General features: G+C 46.3%; 20 protein-coding genes. 17 read left to right on the top strand and 3 right to left on the bottom strand.

All coding sequences use genetic code 11. The annotated features are described in order from the left end of the window. The first annotated feature begins 41 nt into the window (after positions 1–41). From B6A39_RS10295 to B6A39_RS10215, 17 genes are all read left to right on the top strand, one after another. Complete coding sequence (locus B6A39_RS10295; RefSeq protein WP_083005033.1) at positions 42–2,300, top strand: polysaccharide biosynthesis tyrosine autokinase; 2,259 nt, start codon at positions 42–44, stop codon at positions 2,298–2,300. Between the two features lie 6 nt (positions 2,301–2,306). Next, positions 2,307–4,124: an ABC transporter ATP-binding protein gene (locus B6A39_RS10290; RefSeq protein ID WP_083005030.1), complete on the top strand. Its 1,818-nt coding sequence runs from the start codon at positions 2,307–2,309 to the stop codon at positions 4,122–4,124. A gap of 38 nt (positions 4,125–4,162) precedes the next feature. Further along, positions 4,163–5,302: a hypothetical protein gene (locus tag B6A39_RS10285; RefSeq protein ID WP_083005026.1), complete on the top strand. Its 1,140-nt coding sequence runs from the start codon at positions 4,163–4,165 to the stop codon at positions 5,300–5,302. A gap of 70 nt (positions 5,303–5,372) precedes the next feature. Beyond that, positions 5,373–7,382 carry a polysaccharide biosynthesis protein gene (locus B6A39_RS10280; RefSeq protein WP_083005023.1) on the top strand — a complete coding sequence of 670 codons (2,010 nt, stop codon included), beginning with the start codon at positions 5,373–5,375 and terminating at the stop codon, positions 7,380–7,382. A gap of 2 nt (positions 7,383–7,384) precedes the next feature. Further along, positions 7,385–8,233 carry a hypothetical protein gene (locus B6A39_RS10275; protein WP_083005019.1) on the top strand — a complete coding sequence of 283 codons (849 nt, stop codon included), beginning with the start codon at positions 7,385–7,387 and terminating at the stop codon, positions 8,231–8,233. Positions 8,234–8,448: 215 nt separating this feature from the next. Beyond that, positions 8,449–9,642, top strand: a complete 1,194-nt coding sequence (locus B6A39_RS10270) for a hypothetical protein (protein WP_083005016.1) — start codon at positions 8,449–8,451, stop codon at positions 9,640–9,642. A 53-nt stretch (positions 9,643–9,695) separates the two neighbouring features. Next, a complete protein-coding gene (locus tag B6A39_RS10265) occupies positions 9,696–10,778 on the top strand; it encodes an NAD-dependent epimerase (RefSeq protein WP_083005013.1) in 1,083 nt (360 codons plus the stop codon). Between the two features lie 51 nt (positions 10,779–10,829). Then, complete coding sequence (locus tag B6A39_RS10260; protein ID WP_083005009.1) at positions 10,830–12,212, top strand: UDP-glucose dehydrogenase family protein; 1,383 nt, start codon at positions 10,830–10,832, stop codon at positions 12,210–12,212. A 25-nt stretch (positions 12,213–12,237) separates the two neighbouring features. Next, complete coding sequence (locus B6A39_RS10255) at positions 12,238–13,149, top strand: phosphoribosyltransferase family protein (protein ID WP_083005006.1); 912 nt, start codon at positions 12,238–12,240, stop codon at positions 13,147–13,149. A 29-nt stretch (positions 13,150–13,178) separates the two neighbouring features. Next, entirely contained in the window at positions 13,179–13,802 is a 624-nt protein-coding gene (locus tag B6A39_RS10250) for a sugar transferase (protein WP_083005003.1), read from the top strand. Beyond that, positions 13,795–14,871 carry a hypothetical protein gene (locus tag B6A39_RS18985; protein WP_198036707.1) on the top strand — a complete coding sequence of 359 codons (1,077 nt, stop codon included), beginning with the start codon at positions 13,795–13,797 and terminating at the stop codon, positions 14,869–14,871. The genes B6A39_RS10250 and B6A39_RS18985 overlap by 8 nt, the downstream gene beginning before the upstream one ends. Then, a complete protein-coding gene (locus B6A39_RS10240) occupies positions 14,864–16,069 on the top strand; it encodes a DegT/DnrJ/EryC1/StrS family aminotransferase (RefSeq protein ID WP_083005000.1) in 1,206 nt (401 codons plus the stop codon). The genes B6A39_RS18985 and B6A39_RS10240 overlap by 8 nt, the downstream gene beginning before the upstream one ends. Before the next feature lie 143 nt (positions 16,070–16,212). Next, positions 16,213–17,436, top strand: a complete 1,224-nt coding sequence (locus B6A39_RS10235) for a glycosyltransferase family 4 protein (RefSeq protein ID WP_083004984.1) — start codon at positions 16,213–16,215, stop codon at positions 17,434–17,436. An 89-nt stretch (positions 17,437–17,525) separates the two neighbouring features. Further along, on the top strand, positions 17,526–18,446 hold the full coding sequence (locus tag B6A39_RS10230) for a glycosyltransferase family A protein (protein ID WP_083004981.1): 921 nt from the start codon (positions 17,526–17,528) through the stop codon (positions 18,444–18,446). Positions 18,447–18,473: 27 nt separating this feature from the next. Continuing rightward, entirely contained in the window at positions 18,474–18,935 is a 462-nt protein-coding gene (gene tagD / locus B6A39_RS10225) for a glycerol-3-phosphate cytidylyltransferase (protein WP_083004979.1), read from the top strand. Positions 18,936–18,975: 40 nt separating this feature from the next. Beyond that, the gene (locus B6A39_RS10220) at positions 18,976–20,187 is read left to right on the top strand and encodes a CDP-glycerol glycerophosphotransferase family protein (RefSeq protein WP_083004977.1); all 1,212 of its coding nucleotides are present in this window, start codon (positions 18,976–18,978) and stop codon (positions 20,185–20,187) included. 80 nt (positions 20,188–20,267) lie between these two features. After that, positions 20,268–21,209 (top strand): glycosyltransferase, encoded by a 942-nt coding sequence (locus tag B6A39_RS10215; RefSeq protein WP_198036706.1) that lies wholly within the window; start codon positions 20,268–20,270, stop codon positions 21,207–21,209. 220 nt (positions 21,210–21,429) lie between these two features. Here the strand turns inward: B6A39_RS10215 and B6A39_RS10210 are convergent, their stop codons facing one another. The 3 genes from B6A39_RS10210 to B6A39_RS10200 are packed head-to-tail and all read right to left on the bottom strand — an operon-like array spanning position 21,430 to position 24,368. Then, positions 21,430–22,491, bottom strand: a complete 1,062-nt coding sequence (locus B6A39_RS10210) for a TRAP transporter substrate-binding protein (protein WP_232318691.1) — start codon at positions 22,489–22,491, stop codon at positions 21,430–21,432. Between the two features lie 32 nt (positions 22,492–22,523). Further along, positions 22,524–23,813 (bottom strand): TRAP transporter large permease, encoded by a 1,290-nt coding sequence (locus B6A39_RS10205; RefSeq protein ID WP_083004963.1) that lies wholly within the window; start codon positions 23,811–23,813, stop codon positions 22,524–22,526. Between the two features lie 3 nt (positions 23,814–23,816). Next, the gene (locus tag B6A39_RS10200) at positions 23,817–24,368 is read right to left on the bottom strand and encodes a TRAP transporter small permease (protein WP_083004961.1); all 552 of its coding nucleotides are present in this window, start codon (positions 24,366–24,368) and stop codon (positions 23,817–23,819) included. Positions 24,369–24,668: the final 300 nt, after the last annotated feature.

Here is a 24,668-nt window from a genome sequence, read left to right as displayed (position 1 = left end):
TGGCTATTTTGAATAGTATTTCTGAATAGCGAGGCATGACCATGAACTACTTTCCTCATCCGCCATCGTCCTCATCTGGCCCTCAGGAGAGCGATGATCTCAATTTGCGCAAGCTGGTCGACACACTTTCCGACCATCGATGGTTTATCGTAGCGATAACAGGGCTTTTCCTCCTGGCTGGATATTTTTACGCCAGCTCTCAGCCACGTATTTATCAAGCTGACGCGTTGGTCCAGATAGAGAGTCGGGGGGCTAACTTGGCGTTTATGGAGTCATTGGGTGAGCAACAGCCAGGTAATCCTACCGCCGCAGAACTCGAAATATTGCGGTCACGTATGGTGCTTGGGGAAACAGCTGAACGAGAAGACCTAGCGATTAAGGTTGAGCCGAGACGATTGCCAGTGATAGGGGATTTTCTTGTCAATCATGGGGTTAGTCAGGATTTAATTGAAAGCCTAACCCCAGCCTTTATGCGCGAATGGCTAGGAATGGGAGAAGAGAGTCGCTGGCAAAATCCTTATGTGTGGGCCAACGAGTCTGTGCGTGTCTCACGCTTCTCTGTGCCCGATGAGCATGTGGGTAGCGAACACATACTGCGCATAAAGGAAGAGGGTAACTTTGAGTTATGGCTGGAAGATGAGCGGGTGCTTATCGGCAACGTTGGGGAAACCGTTCAGGATGACGCCTTAGGTTATCGTCTTTTTATTAGTCAGGCAGTTGCCCATCCTGGTGCTGAATTCAGCTTGACGCGTATGTCTTCTCTCAATGCGATAAAAAACCTTGAAAGCCGTTTTGAGGTTATGCCGAGAGGCACTGAGTCAGGCGTCTATGAACTCATGCTTAGTGGTGCGGATCGCAGTAAGATCCAGCCGACCCTAGACACCCTAACAGGGGTTTTTCTAACTCAGAATGTGCAACGTCATTCTGAAGAAGCAGAGAAACAAATCGCCTTTCTTGGCGAGCAAATTCCCCAAGTTAGGGACCAGTTGTCCAATGCCGAGGGAATGCTCAATGACTATCGGGCGCAGCGTGACTCGGTCGACTTAACGTTCGAGACGCAAAATCTTCTCACCCGTGTGGTGGAGGTAGAGAGTCAACTTAACGAACTAGCTATGAGGGAGGCCGACTTAGCTGAGCGGTATCGGCCCTCGCACCCCAACTACCAAACCTTACTAAGGCAACGCTCTCAGCTTGTCGCAGAGCGTGATCGTCTCAATGCCCAGGTCAATGAATTGCCTGAAACCCAACAAGAAGTGCTGCGCTTGACTCGGGACAGTCAGGTCAATCAGCAAGTGTATGTTCAATTGCTCAATCAACTTCAAGAAATGCGTTTGGTTAAGGCCGGTACGGTGGGTAACGTGCGCATCCTCGATGCCGCTATTCTCAATCCCGGCACTATCGCACCGCGCATTCCTCTGATAACAGCTGTCAGTGCACTGATAGGCGCGTTGCTGGCCACGATGCTGGTGGTCGTGCGTTTGTTACTGAGTCGCGCGATTAAGTCTCCCGAGCAACTGGAAGAGTTGGGGTTGCCTGTCTATGCAACGCTACCAGATTCAGGCGGTCAAGCAGGCCTTACCGAACGAATTCGCCCGCGCCGTTCTAAAAAGGTTCAGGAAGTTTTCCGAGGTTTGCTGGCGATTAAAAAACCCGCCGAAATCGCAGTGGAAGCGTTGCGTGGTCTTCGAACTAGCCTCTATTTTGCGATGCTCGAATCGGACAACAACCGCTTAATGATTACTGGTGCGAGTCCAGGGGTTGGTAAGAGCTTTGTCGCCGCTAATTTGGCCGCTGTTTGTGCTCAGGCGGGACAAAGAGTTCTACTGATTGATGCCGATATGCGTCGTGGACATCTGCACCATGCGTTTCACAGCAAAGGCGTTAAAGGCCTTTCTGAGTTGCTGGCTCGACGAATCGATGCAGAAGAAGCTGTTCGCCATAGCGACTTAGAAGGATTGGATTATGTTGCACGGGGCAGTGTGCCGCCTAATCCATCGGAGTTGTTGATGCAACAAAGCTTCCACGATTTCCTTGAAGCCATGAGCCAGTGCTATGACTTAGTGATCGTAGATACGCCACCCATACTTGCGGTAACTGATGCAACGGTGGTGGGTAAGTTGGCGGGAACTAGTTTGATGGTCGTCCGCTTCGACAGCCATCCTCCCGGAGAAATTAAGGCTGCTAAGCGTCGCCTGGAGAGCGCTGGCGTGAATGTTAAAGGTGCAATCCTAAACGGCGTTAAGAAAACGACCAACAGCCGTCATGGCTACTATGGCAGCTACCTCTATGCTTACCGGTGATCCAAGATGCTGAAGCAATTGCGCGAACTCTATTCATTATTGACGCAGCAACAACGGCGCCAATTATTGAGACTCCAGGTGCTGATTATCGGTATGGCGCTGGCACAAATTGCTGGGGTCATCGCTATTGGACCTTTTATGGCGGTCGTGGGGGACATGAGTAAGCTCCAGGGCGATGGTTGGCTTGCTATGGCGTATAGCGTTACCGATATGCAAAGTCCTAGGGCTTTTTTAAGTTTATTGGGTGCCATGGTGCTTGGCGTTCTGTTGATGGCGGCACTGCTCTCTATCTATACGTCGTGGCGGCTGGCCCTCTACAGCGCCCGAGTGGGAGCAGAGCTTTCAAGTCGCCTCTACCGCTATTACTTGCACCAACCTTGGTTGTTTCATTCCAACCACAATACCAGCGCCCTGACTGCTAAGGTATCTGCGGAAGTCCAGCGAGTGTCTATCAAGATCATCAATCCTGTTATGGAGCTTAATGCTAAGTTGATCATGGTATCACTCATGACCTTAGCAATTTTTCTCTATAACCCATTGGTGGCAATAACGGGTGTGGTGGTTTTTTTTGGGACTTATTTATTGCTTTACCAAACGGTTCGACGTTTTCTTATTAGCAACGGAAGACGAATTTCCAGAGCGCAATCTAAGCGTTTTAAATTGATGAGTGAAGGGTTTGGAGGCATTAAAGATCTACTTTTACTGCATCGACAGGCAAGTTTTACCAAACGCTTTGATGATGCCTGCAATTCTATCGCGCGTGGGGAGGGAGTGACGCAGGGGCTAAGTGAAGCCCCGCGTTATGCCATTGAATTGGTGGCTTTTGGTTCGGTTATTGTGCTGGTGCTTTATCTGCTTAACCTTTACGAGGGTAATCTCGGGGCAATTTTGCCAGCACTCTCTATCTATGCGCTGGCAGGCTTCAAAATGCTACCCGGCTTTCAAAAGATATATACCTCGCTTACAAAAATTCGCGGCAACTTAGCCGCCTATAACGCCATTCGTGATGACTTGATCGCCAGTCGTGATGAGACGGAAAACGGCGATACCGCCATTAATGAAACTCAGCCAGCTGCACCAATAACGCCCTGGGTACCTCAGCAAGAGATAAAAATCCAGGATGTGGTCTTCGACTATCCAGGAACGCGGGCTTTGGCTCTTGATGGGCTCACGCTAACGATCCCCGTCAACCAGATGGTGGGGCTAGTTGGAACCTCTGGTAGTGGTAAAAGTACCGCGGTGGATTTATTACTCGGTTTAATTGAGCCCCAGCAAGGTCAAGTGCTGATTGATGGTGTTCCCTTAACACACGAGAACTTACGGCAATGGCAAGCAGGGGTCGGGTTTGTGCCTCAGCAAATATTCTTATCCGATGCCAGCATTCTTGAAAACGTCGCGTTTGCTATTGAGCGCAAGGATATTGATGTTGAGAGAGTTAAAGAATCTCTGCGTATGGCGCAACTGGATGATCTGCTTGATAGATTCCCTGAGGGGCTCGAAACACGCATAGGTGAGCGCGGCGTTCAAATATCTGGAGGGCAGCGACAACGCTTGGGGATTGCCCGTGCCCTTTATCAGCAAGCTAAAGTGTTGGTGTTTGACGAGGCAACGAGTGCGCTGGATGGCATTACCGAGCGCCGTGTAATGGAAGACATTCAGCGGTTTTCCGGTCAGATGACGATCATCATGATTGCCCATCGTCTAGCGACCGTTAAGGAGTGCGACATCATTTATATGCTTGAGGATGGGCAGGTAATTGATGCTGGCACTTACGACGACTTGGCCAGCCGTAATCATACCTTCCAGATGATGGCGAATCTCTAGCCAGTCGTCTCTTCAAAGATAGACAAAAGGGTATCGCCATGAACTTAATCGGCGCACTACTACTGTTTTTGGGTCTTTCATTAAGTAGTCTTTATTTGTTTCCTAGTGGTGGACCGCAGCTGACTGATTTTGTCTTGATAGGTTTTGTGGGTGTAATGCTGTTGATGTCACTAGGTGATAAACACCTGAAAGTTTCACCCTTCGCTATATGCTGGGGAATGATGGTGCTGTGGGTGTTGATGGTTTGCCTTAGCTGGACGCTGATTTTGGGAACGACCACCTTTTTCAGACCTGCTCAGTTTTTCCTGTTTAATTTCCTAGTGGGCATGGCGTTATTACGTTTTCTTAGCGTATATGGCGAACGCGCTACAGGGCTTATCCGTAACGGTGTAGCAATCGCGCTATTGATCGCGGGTAGTCAGGTGTTGTTGCAGTTAGCGATGGGAGTTAATCGCACAACGGGAAGTTTCAATAACCCTAACCAGCTCGCTTATTTTTCATTATGTGGCGTGGTGGTGTTATTGATGCTTGATGATTTTCATCCGCGGATGAGGCTTTTGGGATTGGCTGGGCTAGCTTCCGGCGTGTTGGGGATTCTAGCAGCGTCATCGCTTGCAGCAATGGGGGGAGGTGTCTTGGTCCTGATTGGATGGGCCATGGCCAATGCCCGCCAAATTAAGCATTTTGCGCGCTTGCTACTACTACTGCCGTTGCTACTGTTGGGTGTTTTGTTTGCCAATATCAGCTCGGATGGACAAGTGTTGCGCAACTTAGAGGCGCGCATGGACAGAGCGCCAAGCAAAGTAGACAGCGTCTATGAAGAGCGCAAATTTGACCGACTAACGAACTTTCCTGAATACGCCATTCTAGGTGCGGGGGAGGCTGAACGTCAGCGTTTTGCTCCCTACGACGGGCATGAAATTCACTCCTCTTTCGTCAACATGTTATTTGCCTATGGGTTGCCAGGACTAGGGCTTTTTCTATTGACGATCGTTATCGCGTTACGACGAGCACCGCTATATGTCTGGGCAGGAGTAGCTGGGCCATTAATCTATTCCACTACTCATAATGGCCTTCGTGCGACGCTATTTTGGTTGGTGCTAGTGTTGTGCTGGCACCTATACCGCCAAGGCGCAATCGTCGCTTCTCATCATCGGCTGATGCCTGATTTTCGCTGAAATAACATTGCCACCCATGTAGCCAAATAGCTAGCACGTAACGCCAGCAAGGAATAAAAAAGGGGAAATCATGGATAGCTTAATGAAATCGTTGTCGGTGACACCCCGCTGGATAAAACGCAGAGTACTTGTCTTGCTGGATGGTGTGACTGTAGCGAGTAGTTTACAGCTGGCAACGATGATTCACTTGGAAAATTTGCAGCCACTAAGAGATGGCTCCCTATGGATGACGATTGGCCTGTTAGTGCCAACAAGTCTGTTGCTTTTCCATTGGCTGGGGCTATATCGAATAGTGATTCGTTATATGAGCCATGTCACTGTGCCAACTGTCGCTATGGTCGTCGTGACGTCAGCGCTGTTAGTGGTACCGGTAAGTTATATGGTTGATCATATTGTCGGACTATCCGTCGTCGTCATTTATACGCTCCTCCTATTATTAGGTATTGGTAGCCTGCGTTTTTTTATACGTGAACTGTATCGCTATAGCCAGCGTCGTCAACGCAAGCCAGTAGTGATCTATGGGGCGGGAGCGGCTGGCTGTGAATTGGTTGATGCGCTTCGACATGGTGGTGAGTATGAACCGGTGGCTTTCGTAGATGATTGGCGGGGGCTAGAAGGCTCCATGGTCGAAGGGCTGAGGGTGCACCAACCGGTTGCGCTTGCTGCTTTGGTGCAAGAGTACCAGGCTGCCATGGTTCTGCTGGCGATTCCTAGCGCTCCTCGTTGGCGACGCCGCGAGATATTACATTGGCTTTCCGGCCTGTCTGTTCCCCTGAAAACAATTCCCGGTAGCGCCGACGTGATTGCTGGGAGAGCAAAAATTAGCGAGCTTCATGACGTGGCGCTAGAAGATCTATTGGGTAGAGACGCGGTGCCTGCCTTCCCCGAGTTGCTGCAAGCCAATATTCGAGATAAGGCGGTTATGGTAACTGGCGCAGGGGGATCAATTGGCAGTGAGCTATGCCGTCAGATCCTTGCTCAGAATCCCATACGACTATTACTGGTCGACAACTGCGAATTTGCCCTATACGCCATTGAGCAGGAGTTAAGACAAGTAATTGAAACGACCCATTCACGCTGTGAACTAAAGCCACTGCTTATTTCGGTTCAGCATGCAGGTAGCCTCAAAGCAGTATTTGAAAGCTTTCAGGTGCATACCGTCTACCATGCAGCCGCTTATAAGCATGTGCCGATGGTTGAGTTTAATCTTGTCCAAGGGGTCAGTAACAACGTCTTTGGCACCTTAAATCTGGCTCAGGCGGCAATGACAGCCGGTGTCGAAACCTTCGTGGTTATCTCCACTGACAAGGCCGTTCGCCCCACCAATGCGATGGGTGCTTCCAAGCGATTGACTGAACTTATTTGCCAAGCTTTCGCTCACGCACAGTCAAATACACGTTTTTGCATGGTGCGTTTTGGAAATGTATTGGGATCAAGTGGCTCTGTTGTGCCGTTGTTTCGCAAGCAAATTGAGCAGGGCGGTCCTATCAAGGTTACACACCCTGAAATCACCCGTTATTTTATGACGATTCCCGAAGCCGCTCAGCTGGTTATCCAGGCTGGCGCCATGGGCGAAGGCGGAGAGGTATTTGTTCTCGACATGGGAGAGCCGGTCCGTATTCTGGATTTGGCAATGAATATGGTTAGGCTTTCAGGGCTTGAAGTGAGGGATGCCGAACACCCTGAAGGTGATATTGAGATCGTTTATTCCGGCTTGCGACCTGGAGAAAAGTTATACGAAGAGCTGTTAATCGGCGATGACGTCAGGCGGACGCGTCACGACCGGATAATGACCTCAAAAGAGCGCTTTTGGGAATGGCCAAGGCTTGAAACCTTTTTAAAAGAATTAGAGCAGGCTTTTATAGACACTGACCATTTGCGTATCCGCCAACTTTTACAGTCGGCCCCATTAGATTATCACCCCTTAGACGACATAGCGGACTTAGTATGGGCAGCGCGTCAAGCTTCGCCCCCCGAGCCACAGGGCCAACGCTTAAATACGAATCACCTCTTAACGTCTATGGCCCGACTCGATCCAGTTCTTAATCCCGCACTTAATCCTGTGACCAAGGAAAGCTAAAAATGCTGATCGACTCATTGTCCATCAAAGTGTGGATGCTCAGAAAGGCCGAGCGTGCGGGGTTGCATATTCAATCGATGAAACATTTTCGGCCAGTGGATGCTCGTAGGCATATGAGCAATCCTCTTGAGTTAAATTATCTTTATCCTGGCAGGGAGCTGCTCCTTGAAGCGCCTATGGAGTGGGGGTTTGGCTTGTTCAATCTCAGTGGTCATCGTCGTTTCCTACACGATGTGATGCAGGAGGCATTTGATAATCCTGGCAGGGAGCGCGACTTGCTCCGTGAAGCCCTCCGTGTTTTCTATGCTAACTGGCAGCCAGCCAATGCCGCCGAATTTTTGGGAGTTCCTTCTGATCAAGCGGGCGAGTTAGTCGATGTACCTCCCTGGCAGGCTTACTCCCCATGGGACTCCCACAATGCAGCGCAGAAAAGCATTAAACGCCAGCGAACTGAATTACGTGAAAATACCCGAATATTAGGCAAACGCCTGGACATTAATGCGGGTTGGAAGTTCTGTGGCCCCGTCAGCGAAGATAAGCTTGAAGTTGAGGTTGAGCGTTTGGCTCGGGTACTTGAATCAATTCGACGTCAGGGGATCTGTCGCCATGACGGCACTGATGGAGACATCCGGGCGAGCGTTTTGACGCACTCAGATGGCCGCTGGCGCTGGGTTGTGCATGGAGGCCAGCATCGTTACGCGGTGATCAGTGCTTTAGGAGCGCCGCGGGCTATTATTCGGGTGGAGCGTTTTATTCGGCGTGAAGACGTTGCTCTTTGGCCTACAGTGACCTCGGGTCTATTTAGTCAAGAAACAGCCCTCAACGTATTCGATGACTACTTTGCCGATTAATTTATAAAATAACTTCTTAATAAAACTACCCTGTCTAAGGTGTTTTCCATATCTTCTTGAGTTTTTTTGCCTCTCTCTTTGACGATTTTACAGACTTGGTTTTTTTAATGGTTTTTTATAGAGGTCTATATAAAGCTATTTATAAAAGCCTTTATAAAGGTTCTTATCATATCTATTTGCGTCACTCCCTTTAGCTTTAAAGGAGAAAAGCTACGATGAATAAACAACGCGATATTGAGAAAAATGAGTGGTTAGCTGGCGTTGCTGTTTTTCTAATTAGGGAGCGAGGGCTTGCATATTTAGATGTCTTGCGAAGCTTGCTTGATCGCTACGGTTTCAATATTTTGTGCGATCTACCAATTCATGAAGGTCAGCGGAAAGCGTTGGCAAAGTGGATTGATAGTAGTGAACAGGCACCTTTGGATTGGCCGGGAAATGGGGGGCTGCCAGCTTATTTTTTAGTAGTGCACGATGTTCATCCTGTGATGGAACAACCTTCTTCAAGGGAGACACCAGGCCGAATTGATAATGTACGACTGCTTACTGTGAAGACATTACTAACTCAGCAGGCCAACGATGGACGCAGCAGTCAAGAACAATTCAGTCCACTGTATTTGTCTTGTAACACCACTCAGACACTTGAATACTTAAAGAAGATAGTTCCACAGCAGATCGGCCAAATACGCGCAACAGCTCAGCGCTATAACATGGAGTTTCGCACCCCTTATCCAGTGCTAGCCGACTTGAGTAAGCAGGTATGTCGAGCCAAAGTAGAGCTGGTGGATTTTCACGGCACTGAAGCGATATGCAAAACTTTTCGCCCAGGGCGCGAGCGGTATCTAGAGCGTGAAGTAAAAGCCCGTGAACTAGGCGCATCATTACCTGAAGTGTCGCGATTGCTAGAAGTAGGGCCTCATTACCTGGTGTTTGAACGCTATTCCAATCGTATGGAGCGTATCCTTTCTCCACGTGCACCATTCTCACCACATGGGTTACTACCTCTCTGGACAATTGAGCGTGTCAGAGCGGTTATATTGCATTACCGACGTCTTGGCTACGAATGCATTGACCTAAATCCTCAAGACTTGATTTATGACCCTTGCCAGGGACTTAAAATTATTGATTTCGAATTTCTGCAGCCTGGCACTGACGAGATAGAAAGTTTGAAGGGCAATTATGCTTGGTATGACGTGCCATCACGTTTTAAGGGGGATTTACCGCTTTCGGCTCATCAGGGCTCCTATCATGAGCGCTGGTTTCCCTACACAGGATTACCTAGAACCCTATGTTTGAACAAGCTTCCGCGCCCGGTGCTGACCATGGTGCGTTCACTGGCACTGGTGCCTTTAACCTTAGATGGCTTGCGGCGGGTAAGTTGGCAACATATTCAGCGACTTGTTCGTAACTGATCTATCTCTTTTCCTTCCTCTTGCTCACGGTTGTCTCGTCATGGAGTCACTGTATGAAGATTCTAGTAACCGGCCATGCTGGATTCATCGGCTTTCACACTGCTAAGCGTCTGCTAGAGCGGGGAGATAGCGTCGTCGGGTTTGATAACGTTAATGACTATTACGACCCTGCGATAAAAGAAGCTCGCCTCGAAATACTTGACCATACGGCAGTTGAGACAGGAAGTAACTACCTCTCAATTCGTGCCAACTTAGCTAACCAGCAAGCCGTGACAACATGCTTTGAAGAGCACCGTTTTGATCGCGTTATTCACCTTGCTGCCCAGGCTGGCGTGCGTTACTCACTGGAAAACCCCCTTAGTTATGTGGAAAGTAACTTAATTGGATTTACCAATATATTAGAAGCGTGTCGCTACGCTAAAGTTGCGCACCTGACTTACGCCAGTACCAGCAGCGTATACGGTGCCAACACGCTAATGCCATTTTCCGAGCATAAAGGCGCTAATCATCCCTTGCAATTTTATGCGGCCACCAAGAAAGCAAACGAAATGATGGCTCATAGCTATAGTCATCTATTTGGACTGCCGACTACAGGTCTACGGTTTTTTACTGTCTATGGGCCGTGGGGTCGTCCAGACATGGCACTTTTTAAATTTACCAAAAACATTTTGGCCGATGAGCCTATTCAGGTTTTTAATTATGGTCACCATACACGCGACTTTACGTATGTAGATGACATTGTAGAAGGAATTATTCGTGCCAGTGACGACATCGCCACACCTGCCCAAGAATGGAATAGCGACACTCCCGATCCTGCTACCAGTAATGCGCCGTTTCGCCTGTTTAACATAGGTAATAACGATCCGGTAACGATCAGCGTTTATATCGAAGCCATTGAAAAGGCGCTAGGTAAAAAAGCCATTAAAGAAATGCTGCCTCTACAGCCGGGAGATGCGCTAGATACGTATGCAGACTCAGGTGAATTAGAAAGAAGGGTGGGATATAAACCCTCTACACCAATCTTTAAGGGTATAGAAAATTTCATTTCTTGGTATCGTGACTACTACTCATTAAAAAAATATTCAACGACTGTCTCTACTGATGCTGTAAGCAAAGTGTCTGGCTTAATTAAGTGATATGAACTTCTTATTTCTTCCTTAGTACACCCAACCTTAGCAGGAACTCCAATGAACGTTACAGTTTTCGGAACGGGTTATGTTGGCCTGGTTCAAGGTGCAATTTTGTCTGAAGTCGGCCATCACGTTGTTTGCGTAGATGTGGACACCAACAAGGTTGAACAACTTAAAATGGGTATTATTCCCATCTATGAGCCGGGGTTGGAGTCGATAGTAAAAGAGAACCACGCTGCCGGAAGGCTCGAATTTACTACCGATGCGGTTGCCGCGATCCAACATGGTCAGGTTCAATTTGTGGCCGTGGGCACACCGCCTGATGAAGACGGAAGTGCGGATCTTACCTATGTGCTCAACGTGGCTACGACAATCGCTGAACACATGGAACGCGACCAAGTTATCGTTAATAAATCCACTGTACCAGTGGGTAGCGCCGACAAAGTGCGTGCCGCGATGGAAGAAGTATTGAAAAGGCGGGGGCGAAATGATATCGGTTTTGACGTCGTTTCCAATCCTGAATTTCTCAAGGAAGGTAGTGCTGTCGTAGACTGCCAAAAGCCAGATCGTATCATTATAGGTACTGATTGCGATGCTTCTATTGAAGTCATGCGAGAGCTGTATGCGCCTTTTAATCGCAATCACGACAAAGTTATCGTGATGGATGTAAAAAGCGCTGAACTCACAAAGTATGCCGCTAACTGCATGTTAGCTACCAAAATTAGTTTCATGAATGAAATGGCAAACTTAGCCGAGCTACTAGGAGCCGATATTGAAGCTGTGCGGCAAGGAATCGGATCGGATCCCCGCATTGGCTATCACTTTATTTACCCCGGGGTAGGCTACGGTGGTTCCTGCTTTCCAAAAGACCTACAGGCGCTTATCCACACTGCAAATAGTATTAACTTTGACGCCAAGCTGCTCAAAGCGGTGGAGTTACGTAATAAAGAGCAAAAAACGACCCTTTTCCAGAAAATAAACCAGCACTTCAATGCACAGTTAAAGGGAAAAACGTTTGCTATTTGGGGGCTTTCCTTCAAGCCCAATACGGACGACATGCGTGATGCGCCCAGCCGAGTACTTATGGAGGCACTATGGGAGGCAGGTGCAAAGGTGCAGGCTTATGATCCGGAAGCTATGGAAGAGGCACAGCGAATCTATGGAAGTCGTGAGCATTTAACCCTTTGTGGAACCAAAGAAACTGCGTTAAAAAATACTGATGCGTTGATTATTGTTACCGAGTGGCAGAACTTCCGAGCACCTGATTTTGAGCTTATCAAAGCTCAGTTATCGGAGCCGACTATATTTGATGGTCGAAATCTTTATGAGCCACACCGAATGGCAGCAAAAGGGTTTAACTATTACTCAGTAGGAAGACATAATGTATTACCGCTAGTTCTTGAGATGTCGCCCCTCATAACTGAAAAAATAAGTGATTGAACAAAAAATAAAGGGGGCATTTTAGATGCAGATTCACTTTAAATCTTATGCTGACTTAAATAGTGATATTAATAAAAACTTCGATAAGATATCGGGTGATTGGGATTTGGTGGTGGGTATACCAAGAAGTGGAATGATACCTGCCTATATTATTTCGCTTGCGTTGAATATTAATTGTACTGACATTGCTTCTTTAGTGAGTAATCTACCACTAAAGAGAGGTGTGACAAGAGATCTGAAAAAAAATATAACGCATCCCTGGGATGCGAAAAGAATTTTATTGGTTGATGATAGCATTTTGAGTGGAGAATCCTTAAGAAAAGAGATGGAGCCTATTCCTGTTTTTCTTAAAAATCGTGTGACCACACTCGCTATATATTCCAATAAGCCAGTAAGAAAGGACATAGATATTGTTCTTGAATTTGTGCCCTTGCCTAGAGTTTTTGAATGGAATATTTTTCATCATAAAATAGTAGAAGGCGCTTGTGTTTCTCTAGAGGGTGTTATTTCAATAGATAAAATTAACAATAAGCCGTTAATGTTAATGAAGCCTCGTTATCTACCTTCTGGAAAAATACACACGATAGTCTCTTGTCGTCCCGCTTCGCAACGTGAAGAGGTAGTTTCTTGGTTAACAATGAATGGAATCAATTTTTCTAATTTAGTTATGGTTAGTGATGATGTTGATTTTGATAGTTTAGATGATTTCTCCAAATCAAAAATCAAGTCAGATGCCTTTCAAAGCTCATCTGCTTTTTTGTACATAGAAGGTAATTCTGAACAAGCAAAGATGATAAATAAAGAATCTAATAAGCCCGTTTATTGCCAAGCTAGTAGTCAGATTTATAATCCCGGAGTAAGCTTGGAATATAAAGAAATGAAAGCCTTGGGTAAGTTGCTGATATGGAAGTTGCTGAATTTAAGGTCAAGATCTTAGTTGTTTAAAAAATTATAAATAGGTGTGCCATGATTAAGCGACAGTTTGACATTGCTGTTTCACTAATAGGGTTGGTATTGCTGTCACCATTGCTAGTGGTTATAGCGTTGCTTGTACGCTATAAACTAGGCACGCCAGTTCTCTTTCGTCAATATCGTCCAGGGCTAAACGGCAAGCCATTTGAAATAGTCAAGTTTCGATCTATGCGTGATGCCTATGACGAACAAGGTCGAAAATTATCAGAAAAAGAGCGGCTGACTACTTTTGGCCGACGTCTACGTGCTACCAGTCTGGATGAGTTACCTGAATTATGGAATGTGCTGAAAGGTGATATGAGCTTGGTCGGTCCCAGGCCATTATTAATGGAATATTTACCTTATTATAGCGCCTACCAAACTCGTCGACATGAAGCTCGTCCCGGCGTGACAGGCTGGGCCCAAGTTAATGGTCGTAATGGTATCTCTTGGGAAAAAAAGTTTGATTACGACATTTGGTATGTAGATAACCAGACGCTGCTTTTAGATATAAAAATTTTGCTATTGACAGTTAAAAAAGTTTTTTTCCGCGAAGGTATTAGTTACTCAGGTGATGTAGCGATGCCAAACTTCAAAGAATCAAAGCTGCAAAACGACAAAGGTGAACAAAATGGCTAAAAAAATTAATATCCTTGTCACTGGTGTCGGCGGGCCAACACCACGCAGTTTTATCAGGTCTGTCCTTGATTCTGGAAATGATAGTTATCGTTTTATTGGTGTTGATGCTAACCCATTAGCGATCGGCCTTTATGATAAATCTTCATATGATCATACTTATTTAGTGCCTAGGGCTGATGATGAACGTTACTGGTCAGAAATCTCACAAATAATTGATCGTCATCAGATTCAATTTGCGGTTGTATTGCCTGAAGTTGAAGTAGTGGCATGGTCGAAGCGAAAAGAAGGTGAAGGATTGCCTTGTAAAACATTTATTTCCTCAAGCCAGCCAATCGAAGCACTAATAGATAAGAAAAAGCTACATGAAGTTCTAGTGAGTAAGTCTTATATACCCCGTTATTGCACCTTTTTGAACGGTTTAAAAAACGATGATTTGACGCTTGATTATCCTTTCTGGGTGCGCGGTACTATTGGTTCAAGTGGGCTAGGCTCTTTAAAAATTACAAGTGAAAAGGAACTTGATGAATGGATGCAAATTAATCCTCTCATTGAAGAGTTTATTGCATCCGAATTTCTACCTGGAAGGAACCTTGCGTGTAAGGTTATATATAAAGATGGTGAGATTTTACGCTCCGCTTGTGCCGAGAGAGTAACGTATATCATGTCTAAGGTCGCCCCTTCAGGAATAACTGGCAACACTGCATTTGGACGTATGATTAATGATACTCAGCTTGTTAACATTGCTAATGATGCGATTAGTTCATTTTTTAATCACTATCAATCGAAAGCAAATGGGGTGTTTACAGTGGATTTCAAAGAGGATGCGCAGGGGAATCCAATGATAACTGAAATAAATGTAAGGTTTGTTGCTTTTATTTCTTCTTTGGCTAAAGCAGGTGCTAATTTGCCTCTAGACTATCTTGAGGTGAGTCTTAATCCAGATAACTTCTCACACGCATACAAACATTATGAATTTCCTACGGGAACTATCTTCCTCAGAGATGTGGATGAAAAGCCAGTTGTCATGAATGAAAAAGATCTATTGGATATGGGTTCCAGCCATGCTTAACGGACCATTTTCTCCTTGGCCTTCTTTTACTCTGGAAGAGGCCCAGGCTGTTCAGGATGTACTGCTTTCCAACAGAGTGAACTATTGGACAGGGAAGGAATGCGTTGAATTCGAAAAGGAATTCGCTCATTTTTCCGAGTCCAAGCATGCCATCGCGTTAGCAAACGGCACTAACGCGCTAGACTTAGCTCTAAAAGGGTTGGGTATTGGCGAAAAAGAAAATGAAGAGGTGATTGTGACCTCTCGTACCTTCGTAGCTTCTGCCTCCTGCATTGCTAATGCTGGCGCTGTGCCAATTTTCGCTGATGTTGATCGCGACTCTCAAAATATCACTGCCGCCACGGTCGCTGAAAAAATTACCCCGCGCACTCGCGCGATTATTGCTGTGCATTTAGCGGGATGGCCCTGCGAAATGCAGGAACTCATGGCGTTAGCAGAGCAATACGGGCTATATGTAATCGAAGATTGTGCTCAGGCCCACGGCGCTCGTTACCAAGGTCGAAGCGTTGGAGGAATAGGTCATGTGGGGTGTTGGTCGTTCTGCCAAGACAAAATTATGACCACCGGTGGTGAAGGGGGGATGGTCACTACCAATGACACCGCGCTTTGGAAACGAATGTGGGCTTATAAAGATCATGGCAAGAGCTGGGACGCTGTTTATGTGCAAGAACATCCACCGGGCTTCCGCTGGTTGCATGACACGTTTGGCACCAATTGGCGTATGACCGAAATGCAGGCCGTCATTGGCCGTATTCAACTTGAACGTATGCCTGAGTGGAGTGCGACTCGCCAAATGAATGCTCAACGTATCTGGCAAGCAGCGCTTGATTGCAAAGGGTTGCGTGTTCCTGCTTTTTGCTTAGATATGGCCTCTGGAGTACTCAGGCAAGATACCAACCATGCTGCTTATAAATGCTATGTATTTATCAATCCGGATCAGCTTCAGGCTGGTTGGAATCGCGACCGTATCCTGAACGATATCAACCAACGAGGAGTGCCTTGTTTTTCAGGCAGCTGCTCTGAAGTATATCTCGAAAAGGCCTTTGTAAACGCTGGCTGGCAGCCCCAAAACAACTTGCCAGTTGCACAAGAGCTTGGTCAAACAAGTCTGATGTTTTTGTGCCACCCGACACTTTCTCAGGAAGAAATTAATAAGACATGCCAAGTGCTCAAAGAGGTCATGGCATTAGCTGTTTAACCATTTTTGTCCAGCCTTCCAGAGTTTAAAAAGTCAGCTGTCTTTAAAACTACCTATATTCAATACTCACTATTTAAAATAGTTAATGTCGGCAAACGAGCACTCAATCTACGTGTGGCTGGGTGTTTTGTTAAGGAGCTTTTATGAAGCCGAAGGTCGCTACATCGAATAAACGTTTTTTGCTGATATCGGGCACAAGTTATTCGTTGGTTAATTTTCGAGGGCCATTGGTGCAAGCCTTGATAAAGGCTGGATTAGACGTACATGTAGCTGCTCCAGGACTCATTGAAGACACGACTACTCGCCAGCAACTTGAAGCCTGGGGGGCCGTTGCTCACGACTTTCCGATGCAGAGAAATGGGCTAAACCCGTGGCGCGATGCTTTAACGCTGTACGCACTTTATCGTCTTATGTGCAAAATACGGCCAGAAATGATGCTTAGTTACACGATCAAGCCAGTTATATACGGACTACTAGCAGCCTGGCTGGCCAGCGTTCCTCGCCGCTATGCATTAGTTACTGGGCTAGGTTACGCATTTGCTAGTCAGGCCAGGGGCAAGCGTGCTCTAGTCTATCAAGTCGTGCGTAGGTTATATGCGGCGGCGCTCAATAGAGCAGACAAGGTGTTTTTTCAGAATCCTGATGATGATGCTTTGTTTCGCGAACTGGGGATACTGCATGAGAGGGTGCCTTCGCAGGTTCTCAATGGTTCAGGGGTAGACATGAATCATTTTACGGTAGCTCCTTTACCGGCCGGTCCACCGCGATTCTTACTGATTGCTCGCCTGCTGGGCGATAAAGGAGTGCGCCAATATGCTGATGCTGCACGCCGAATCAAACAGCGACACCCTGAGATAGTATTCCAACTGGCCGGTGACACTGATAGTAATCCCGATACGATTACCCGGGAAGAGTTGGATGCCTGGGTTAAAGAAGGCTCGATTCATCATTTAGGCTGGCTTAATGACGTGCGCCCGGCAATAGCAGATTGCAGTGTTTATGTACTTCCCAGCTATTATCGGGAAGGCACACCTCGTTCCGTGTTAGAAGCCATGGCAACGGGGCGGGCGGTGATTACAACCGATGCGCCTGGATGCCGTGAGACTGTCATTGAGGGCGACAATGGCTACTTAATACCCGTTAGAGATGTCGATGCGCTTGAGGCTGCCATGCAGACGTTCATTGATAGTCCTGCTCTAGTGCAAACCATGGGGCGACGTTCGTTTGAAATTGCTAAAGACAGGTACGATGTTCATAAGGTTAATGCTGTAATGCTTCATTCGATGAAAATAAAAAGCCCAGTTACGGGTAGCCAAGAGAAAGAACTAGTAAATAATGATGCTATCAATGAAGCCTCGAGAATATAAGATTATTTCCTAGGACTTATCGGTCTAGTGGGAAAAGTGACTTGCTCATTAAAAAATAATTCTTAACCCACTTGCGAGAACCTATTAATATGGCTTTCTTCTCAGTGATCATACCTGTTTATAACAAGGTGAGCACTTTAAGTGATTCATTGGAATGTATATACAGGCAAGATTTCAAAGATTTTGAGGTGATTGCAGTAGATGACGGTTCTACCGATGGATCCCTTGGCGTTTTGCAACGGTATGAAAAGGCGGGTTTATTAAGGCTTTTTCAACGTCATTCTCCAGGACCAGGGGGATATGCTGCGCGCAACTTAGGGGCAGATAAATCAACAGGTGAGTGGTTGGTTTTTTTTGATGCTGACGACATTATGTTATCAGATCATTTGTCATGTTTTGCCAATGCAATTGGTCAATATTCTGATGTCGAGTTATATGTCAATGCTTATCAGAAGATGGAAGGTCAGCGGTATTTACCTAGAATTAAAGGTGTGTCTAGTGGTCGCCTGACCCGCTTGGAGGCCTTAGAATTCTTTGCACGTTTCGACTTTATTCATATGAACGGTGCGTGTATTTCACGTGAGCGTTTTTTATCTCTGGGTGGGTTCCCTGCCGGGCTTTATCGTCGAGGTGGCGATGTATATTTCTGGTTAAAAGTGCTTTGCGAATTAAAAGCAATTCACTATAACGATAATGTCACTACTTTATGGCTTCTTGAAAACAGCGATATTACTCGTGATAAAAAAAACCTTATTGGGTTACACCCTGGCGTTGATCTTTTTAAAGAATATGAGTTCAGATTAAAGCGTAGTGAGCGGCGACAATTGCGTTTGTCAATAAACCGTAAAGTTCTTTCTTGGGCCGTTGAGAAGAAGCAAGTTGGCCAATCAGTGCGCTTGGATTTAGAAGCATTAAGACTGGGTGGGATGAACCTGCGTTTATTCTTACATACTATCTCATTATTAGTGCCTCAGCCTTATTATGATCAGTTGCGTAGCCGTATTAAATAATCTGAGCAAGCAAAGGAGGCAGCAATCATGACCAAGACAGTAATTACTTATGGCACCTTTGATATGTTTCATATTGGCCATCTGAATTTATTAAGACGGTTGGCTGAAATGGGAGATTGTTTGGTAGTGGGGATCTCAACAGATGAGTTCAACACTCTTAAGGGCAAGCGCACGCTGATTCCATTTGAACACCGCGCTGAAATTGTCCGCTCATTGCGCTATGTCGACCAAGTCATTCCTGAGACCGACTGGGAGCAAAAGATTCAGGATATTCAGCGCTATTCGGTCGACACCTTTGCCATTGGTGATGATTGGAAAGGCCACTTTGACTTTCTTTCGCCTCACTGCGAAGTGGTATATCTACCACGTACCGATGGCGTCTCTACAACTCAATTGAAACGTTCACTTAACCCTTTTTATAGCGTTTCCCGTGATGAGTTAATGAATGCCTTCGACGTGCTCGATACGTTAAGAAAAGACTTCGGTTAATGTTCATTTGATTGATGGTGATAGTGCCAAGGAAATCACAATGTCTTCATACACACTTCGTTTAGCAAAACAGCTGGCATGGTTACCGCTGTGCCTGGTCGGAGGTTGCTACCCTCGCAATGATCGTTTATGGATATTTGGTGCTTGGCATGGGCGTCAGTTCGCTGACAATACAAGCTATTTGTATCGCCATGTACGTGATCATGAGCCTAGCTTGCGAGCGGTATGGCTTGCGCATGATAAAGAGGTTGTTAAGCGAGTTCGTGAAGAGGGTGGAGAAGCCTATATTGCTTACTCAGCCAAAGGAATACTGCTATCGCTGCGTGCACGACTGTTTCTTGTCACTCATTCGGCTGAAGATGTTAATGCGCATGCATCCTTTGGGGGGCAGCTAATCAACCTAACCCATGGAACCCCTCTTAAGCGCTTGGTTCAGGATGCTCGCTCTTCCCGGCTTGGCGTTTTTACCGTAGTGTTTGATCGTTACCTGCGTCGGGTTCTACCTGGACAGCGTAGGCCTCAGCAAGTATTAGTGGCTTCCGATGTCGGCCGAGAGCGAATGATCTCTGCTTTTGGTTTACCGAGTGATCGTGTTACTGCCCTTGGCTATCCTCGCTGGAATGCCTTCCAAGAAAATGCGTCAACATTATTGCAACAAGCTGGCATTGATGTTTCAGCGTATGACAAGGTAGTGCTATATGCACCGACCCTTAGAATGCAGGGCAAGGGGGGGCTTGATGTGTCCCAGGGGAAGCGCCTACAAGCATTATTACCATGGCTTGAAAAGCACCGAGTGCTATTACTCATCCGTGGGCACACCTCGTTGAAAATGAGCGGTGTGCAAGCGTTAATGGAGGAGAATGCTAGTATTCGTGAAGCGCCTGTCAGTATATTTCCAGATGTAAATGCTTTATTTCCGGCAGTGGACGTACTTATCACTGACTACTCAAGCTTGATGTTCGACTATGCTTGTTTGAATCGCCCCATCATTCTAATGGCACCTGACCTGGACGATTATCTCAACCTTGATGTGGGGGTTTATGGAGATTATCTTGCTGACGCGCCAGGCCCGGTGATTGAGTCTTGGGAACAATTACCTGAAGCCTGGGACTCTTTGGTTGAAAATGTTCATCACCAGCGCTTAGCAAATTTTGTAGCTCGACATGCCGCTATGAACGATGGCCGAGTGTGTGAGCGGGTCACCTCTCATCTGCGTAACAGCTGTCGTCTCGAAGTCATCAGCCATGCCTGAACGAATGTAAATGAAAAAATGAGTACATAGTTTGAATATAGAATAAAGATAGCTTCTCAATGATCTCGTGGGGGCGTGAAATGTCATTTTATGAAAAAGAGATGCAAAGCAGGCAGGTAAGTGACGATGCCAATGGAGGTACTCGAGTTAGGCCTCCTAGGGTTTCTGTGATTATACCTACTTATTATGATTGGTTACGTCTAAAAAAGTGTGTTGTTGCATTAGAGAACCAGTCGCTTGCTCAAGATGATTTTGAAGTCATTATTGTTAATAATGCTCCTGATGACTCTCCGCCAGCGGACTTTCACTTACCCAAAAACTTTATCATGATCAAAGAAGCGAAACCAGGTTCGTATGCAGCAAGAAATGCCGCATTAAAGATTTCGCGAGGTGAGATAGTTGCGTTTACTGATTCTGATTGTATCCCTGATCCATATTGGCTGGAGGCAGCTATTAATCGACTCGATAAAGGTGCAGAACGAGTTGCTGGTAAGGTAGAACTTTTCTTTAAATCTGAAAAGCTGACGCTTGTTGAAATTTATGAAAAGGCTTTTGGGTTTGATCAAGAACGCTATGCTAATAGAGGGGGGGCGGTAACTGCTAATATGGTCACTTGGTCGAAAAATTTTGAAATAGTTGGATATTTTAACGATAGCCTCATGTCCGGTGGTGACAATGAATGGGGAGTGCGTGCAAACGATAAAGGTATTCCTGTTGAATACGCCCAGGAGGTTGTTGTGAACCATCCTGCACGCTCAAATATAAAGGATATTCTTAAAAAACGAAGGCGAGTGATGGGTGGGCAGTTGAATAAAATGAAAAAGAATTCGAAAAAAAGTTTTATTATAATTTTAGCTAAAGGCTATTTCCCCCCAATGAGAGCGCTAAAGTTGTTTTCAGAAAAAGAGTTGACCTTTACAGAGAGACTTTTGGCTTACCTGTTATGTTATTATTTCAAATCTTATTCAGCAACGTACAGGTTGGCACTAATTCTTGGCTTGGCTAAGCCAGAAAGATCCTAACGCTATATTCTATGATTAATGATTGGCACGTGGTAGTAGGATATTGTTTTTAGAAATGCCTCGCCGAATATTTAAAAAATATCCGGCGAGGCATTTTTTTTACTTAAGTGTTACTAACGTTGAAAATGTTTATTAGGCGTGCGGCGGGTTTATCTGTAAAAAAAGGCGCATAAGAATGCGCCTTTAAACTAGTTGGACGTGAATTATTAGCCTGTTAAAACTAACCCATTACTGATTCGCGGTCTGCATCAACACGTTGCTGGGCTCTTTCCCTTGCGTTCTCAAACTCCTCAATAAAACGCTCACCTTCCTCGTCAAAGTTTTCCAGGTACCATTCCCGCACTGGCTCAGCTAATGCTCTGAATTCTTCCATCTCTTCACTGGTGGGGGTATAGAGTTCGCCACCTGCTTCTCGCCAGATCCGATAGGCTTCAAGTTCTTTACGAGGCTGAATGCCAAATTGGATGACCGACATCATTGCCGCGCCGTCTGCCACGACTTGCTGCTGTTCTGGTGTTAGTGATTGGAATTTCTGGTTTCCCATCAGCCACATGGATGACATGTAGGCATGGTTATCCAGCGTCATGTGCTTAATAACTTCTTGAAAGTTCATGTTTGTAATGTCAGAAATGGAGTTCAGCGTTCCGTCAACGACACCCGTTTGCAGGCCAGTATAAACTTCAAGCCATGGTAGCGGGGTAGGAGATGCGTTCATCTCGCGTACCATAATTTGCTGAATTTGTGATTCAATCGTACGGAAGCGAAGACCCTCAGCATCAGCGGGTGTGCGGATTTCACGTTCGCCATTGACGATATTCCGCCAGCCTCCCGTTTGCGTCATGGCCATCAAACGAATGGAATCGTTACTGGCTTCCAATAGTTCATCACGTAGAAAACCGGTGAACTCTGGGTCAGTCAGCATTGTCATCGCTGTGCGATCATCTGGAAATGCATAGGGGATATCCAAACCTTGAATGGGGGGATAGATAGCCGCTACGCCTCCTGCCGTCGCGGTAAATAAATCAACAATACCGGCTTGCATGGCTTCAAAGCACTCGTTGGCTGAACCACATAGTTGTGCGCCGACGAAGATGTTGACATTCACTTCACCGCCGGTACGGCTTTCAACATAGTTTTTGAACACCTGGGCAGCGTCGTATTCTTGGTCTTCCTCATTGGCTAGAAATACCAAATTAAGGTCTGTTGCCTGGGCAATGCTAGCGCTGCCGAGTGTGGCACCAAGGAACAGAGTTGTTAGAGCTGTCTTAGCTTGCTTCATCATTTTCATTGTTCTCCTAAGGAAGGAAGTTAAGGTTATGCGACATACCCAAAGAACCGTGGCAGAGCCAAAATAAGATCGGGGATGTAGACAAGGGTGAAGAGAATGGCAATCTCCACCAGGAATAGTGGCATCATTTCCCAAGCAATCTTTTCGATACGCTCCTTGCTAATGCTGCTCACTACAAAAAGTACCAGTCCCATCGGTGGAGTGATTAACCCCATGATTAGGGAAATGCTCATTACCACTGCGAAATGAATTGGGTCGACACCGATGCCTACCATGACGGGGGCAAGAATGGGGCCAAGGATGAGTATCGCAGGGCCTGCGTCCATGATGGTGCCAACCGCTAATAGGAATGCGACGACAAGGAAAAACAACAGACGGGGGTCATCGGTAATTGAAAGTATAAAGTTGCTAACGAGTTGGGGAGTTCCTTTAAGGCTAATTAAAGAAGCAAAGGCAACTGCAGCGCCGACTAATAGCAAAATTACCGCAGAATTAATGGCAGCTTTACCAAATAGCCTGGGTAGATCACGAATGTTAATTTCACGCGTAAAGAAAAGGCCAAGAATTAAGGCATAGAATGCGGCAACAGCTGCGCCTTCCGTAGGGGTGAAAATGCCGCCAACAATACCGCCAATTAAAATGACCGGCGTTAATAGTGGCATAAAGGCGGTGACAAAAGCCTGTCGCTTTTCAGCCCAGCTCGCTTTAGGAAGCGGCTCGGGAAACTCTTTAAAACGCGCCATAATAGCGATGGTGATCATTAGACCTACGCCAATAAGAATACCCGGTATCACGCCCCCGGCGAACATGCCAGCTACCGACACATTCATGATAAAAGCGTAAAGTATAAAAATGCCGCTAGGTGGAATGATGCTTGCGATAACCGCCGATGCAGCAGTAATTGCAGCAGAGAATCGATTGGTATAACCAGATTGCTTCATAGCGGGAATCATCACTGATCCCATGGCAGATGCATCTGCAACAGCAGAGCCGGAGCCACCAGCAAGCATCAAGGAAGAGGCGACCGATACCTGACCAAGCCCTGCACGCCGATGGCCAATCAGTGTTTCAGCAAAGCGAACTATTCGGGAGGTGACCCCGCCAGCGGTCATCAATTCTCCCGCCAAAATAAAGAAGGGAAGCGCCATTAAAGGAAAACTGTCTATGCCAGCAAAGAGGCGCTGGAAGAGCAGGTTCAGGAACATAGGCCTGCCTTCTAGCAGCAGGCTCACACCGGGTGCAAAAAGCATTAGGAAGACAATAGGCATGCCTGCAATTAGCAGGAAGAGGAAAATCCACAGATAGGCAAAAGTCATAGGTTATACCTCTGTATTGCTATCAGCGTTGGGCTGATCCTGCGTATATAGCAGGGCGCGAGGAGAGAAGAGGCCGTAACTCAAACGCAGCACACGTTCTAAGGAACTTAGACTGGTTAGGGCAAAGCTCAATGGCAACACCAAGTAGACATAAGACATGCTGATGCCGAGAGAAAGGCTCACGGTGGTGGCGCCACGCTCTACACGGTCAAACCCTAGTTTTAGGCACCAAATGAGCACTGCTAATACGCATAGTTCCAGCAACAACTGAAGTAAGCGCCATGGGGCAGCGTTTTTAAACCAGTTGGTTGCGATTTCTAGGCTGGCATTTAACCCCTGGCGGTGAGCGGCAGGAAAAAATAAAAAAGCCATCCATACCATCATGTAGCGGGCTAGTTCTTCGGTCCAACCAAAGCTGTCGTTCATGACATAGCGAAAAAATACATGGGTAACCATGATGCCTAGCATGGTGGCGAGTAGCAGGGTAGCTACATAGCCTGCCCAGCGAGTCGAGATCCCGTTAAAGCGATCTAGTAGAGCGATAAGCTTCTGCATAAGCGGCTCCAAAAGGCAGTGGCTCTATAGATGAATACTATAGATGTGTACTGTGCCTTCGATTATTATTGGATAGTTCATCGTAGCGCTGCGAAAATAGTAAATTGGGTGCTGTTAAGCTGTCAAGTAACCTAAATGATATCTCATTAGACAAAGGTATTATTTTTAATGGTTTGTAATTAATAATGTGTGAAAACAAAGAAAATTGGCCAATTAATATTTTTAGAATCCAGTTTTCTTATGCTTGGTTGACAATATGAAAAAGGTTTAGCTATATTTTCGTAGCGCTACGAAAATATA

This window comes from Halomonas sp. GT (assembly GCF_002082565.1).
Classification (GTDB): domain Bacteria; phylum Pseudomonadota; class Gammaproteobacteria; order Pseudomonadales; family Halomonadaceae; genus Vreelandella.
The sequence above is the reverse complement of the archived record's forward strand: the minus strand, read 5'-3'. Positions and strand labels throughout refer to the sequence as shown.

Excerpts from the sequence above, each read along its gene's own strand:
- B6A39_RS10295 (WP_083005033.1), top strand. The coding sequence starts at position 42 with ATGAACTACTTTCCTCATCCGCCATCGTCCTCATCTGGCCCTCAGGAG.
- B6A39_RS10290 (WP_083005030.1), top strand. The coding sequence starts at position 2,307 with ATGCTGAAGCAATTGCGCGAACTCTATTCATTATTGACGCAGCAACAA.
- B6A39_RS10285 (WP_083005026.1), top strand. The coding sequence starts at position 4,163 with ATGAACTTAATCGGCGCACTACTACTGTTTTTGGGTCTTTCATTAAGT.
- B6A39_RS10280 (WP_083005023.1), top strand. The coding sequence starts at position 5,373 with ATGGATAGCTTAATGAAATCGTTGTCGGTGACACCCCGCTGGATAAAA.
- B6A39_RS10275 (WP_083005019.1), top strand. The coding sequence starts at position 7,385 with ATGCTGATCGACTCATTGTCCATCAAAGTGTGGATGCTCAGAAAGGCC.
- B6A39_RS10270 (WP_083005016.1), top strand. The coding sequence starts at position 8,449 with ATGAATAAACAACGCGATATTGAGAAAAATGAGTGGTTAGCTGGCGTT.
- B6A39_RS10265 (WP_083005013.1), top strand. The coding sequence starts at position 9,696 with ATGAAGATTCTAGTAACCGGCCATGCTGGATTCATCGGCTTTCACACT.
- B6A39_RS10260 (WP_083005009.1), top strand. The coding sequence starts at position 10,830 with ATGAACGTTACAGTTTTCGGAACGGGTTATGTTGGCCTGGTTCAAGGT.
- B6A39_RS10255 (WP_083005006.1), top strand. The coding sequence starts at position 12,238 with ATGCAGATTCACTTTAAATCTTATGCTGACTTAAATAGTGATATTAAT.
- B6A39_RS10250 (WP_083005003.1), top strand. The coding sequence starts at position 13,179 with ATGATTAAGCGACAGTTTGACATTGCTGTTTCACTAATAGGGTTGGTA.
- B6A39_RS18985 (WP_198036707.1), top strand. The coding sequence starts at position 13,795 with ATGGCTAAAAAAATTAATATCCTTGTCACTGGTGTCGGCGGGCCAACA.
- B6A39_RS10240 (WP_083005000.1), top strand. The coding sequence starts at position 14,864 with ATGCTTAACGGACCATTTTCTCCTTGGCCTTCTTTTACTCTGGAAGAG.
- B6A39_RS10235 (WP_083004984.1), top strand. The coding sequence starts at position 16,213 with ATGAAGCCGAAGGTCGCTACATCGAATAAACGTTTTTTGCTGATATCG.
- B6A39_RS10230 (WP_083004981.1), top strand. The coding sequence starts at position 17,526 with ATGGCTTTCTTCTCAGTGATCATACCTGTTTATAACAAGGTGAGCACT.
- tagD (WP_083004979.1), top strand. The coding sequence starts at position 18,474 with ATGACCAAGACAGTAATTACTTATGGCACCTTTGATATGTTTCATATT.
- B6A39_RS10220 (WP_083004977.1), top strand. The coding sequence starts at position 18,976 with ATGTCTTCATACACACTTCGTTTAGCAAAACAGCTGGCATGGTTACCG.
- B6A39_RS10215 (WP_198036706.1), top strand. The coding sequence starts at position 20,268 with ATGTCATTTTATGAAAAAGAGATGCAAAGCAGGCAGGTAAGTGACGAT.
- B6A39_RS10210 (WP_232318691.1), bottom strand. The coding sequence starts at position 22,491 with ATGATGAAGCAAGCTAAGACAGCTCTAACAACTCTGTTCCTTGGTGCC.
- B6A39_RS10205 (WP_083004963.1), bottom strand. The coding sequence starts at position 23,813 with ATGACTTTTGCCTATCTGTGGATTTTCCTCTTCCTGCTAATTGCAGGC.
- B6A39_RS10200 (WP_083004961.1), bottom strand. The coding sequence starts at position 24,368 with ATGCAGAAGCTTATCGCTCTACTAGATCGCTTTAACGGGATCTCGACT.